General features: G+C 46.4%; 1 protein-coding gene. It reads left to right on the top strand.

Going from position 1 to position 1,298, the window contains the following annotated elements:
• Positions 1–393 precede the first annotated feature (393 nt).
• Positions 394–1,298, top strand: a 905-nt coding sequence (gene tssI, locus EAE92_RS24035) for a type VI secretion system tip protein TssI/VgrG (protein WP_246545390.1), incomplete at its 3' end; no start/stop codon positions are given.

Below are 1,298 nucleotides of genomic sequence, written 5' to 3'. Positions count from 1 at the left end.
ATTGAAAAAGGAGCTATTGAGCGATTTATTAATCAAAGAATTCAATATGAAAAATCGGCATTGATGGCGATTAATTAGCCACTTTGCGTGACATTAATCACATTTTCTTCATGTTCATCTGATAAATATCGTGATCTTGTGGTCATATATTTAGAGAGCGAAATTCTCTGTTATCTGTTATCTGTTATCTGTCTCCACTCCATCCTACTTAGCTGGAAGCGGTCTGTTGTTCTCTCTAACTCCACGTATTAAATGATGGCTGTTTTACGCTGTCATTTTTTTACCGCGGAACAGACCGGCGCTATTTAAAAGAGCCGCTGTAATGGCTCGTTTAATGGCTTCCTGCGTTATCCCCATCTCAGGATAATGGCTCAGTTATGTAAGGTTTCAAATATGGATGGATTAGTTTTCACCTGCCGAATTGGCATACTGCCCCAAACCACCTTTCAGGTCTCGCAATTTACGTTGCAGGAAGAGCTGTCACAGCTTTATCGCCTGACGTTAAAGGTGGTTAGCTCTCGTGATGACATTCCCCTGAATGAACAACTGGGGGACAGCGCGTCACTGACCATTACCCGCAATGGCGTCACCGAACGGACCATTAATGGGGTGATAACCGGGGCTGAACAGGATAATACCGACGGCCGTCGCACTTTTTATATTTTCACTGTCCGCCCCACAATGTGGCTGATGACGCTCAATCAGGACAGCCGTATTTTCCATCGAAAGTCCGTACCGGAAATCTTAGCGATCCTGCTTAAAGAGCATCGTATTTTATTTACCTGCGATACGCTCTATAAACGCCATGCCGAACGGGAATACACCACGCAAAAACGCGAATCCGCCTATGATTTCTGGTGCCGACTGGCGGCGGAAGAGGGCATTATTTTCTGGTTTGATGAAAAACAGCTGTTGTTCTGTGATTGCTATCTGGGCATGCGGGCGGGTATCGATCTGACTTACAATACGCATCCTGAAACGGACGAGACAGATACTACCGCATACCAGTGGAGTTATGGCGAATACCTGTGTTCGAACGGCACGGTCCAGAAAGATCGTAACTTTCTTAACCCCAACTACGCACTTGAACACCGGGAGACAACCGACGATAGCGGGCACCATTCGGTGTTTGAAAGTTACGGGCGTTTCCAGTGGGATGCGGAAGGAAAACCGTTTACCCAACTGAGGCTGGAACAGTTACAAAACTACAGCAAAGTCGGTACCGCCAAAACCAACTGTATCCTGCTGCGTCCGGGCAAAATTTTTACCCTGCAATCCCATCCCATAGAGGCCATGAA

The organism is Photorhabdus hainanensis, from assembly GCF_018448965.1.
Classification (GTDB): Bacteria; Pseudomonadota; Gammaproteobacteria; order Enterobacterales; family Enterobacteriaceae; genus Photorhabdus; species Photorhabdus akhurstii.
The sequence above is the reverse complement of the archived record's forward strand: the minus strand, read 5'-3'. Positions and strand labels throughout refer to the sequence as shown.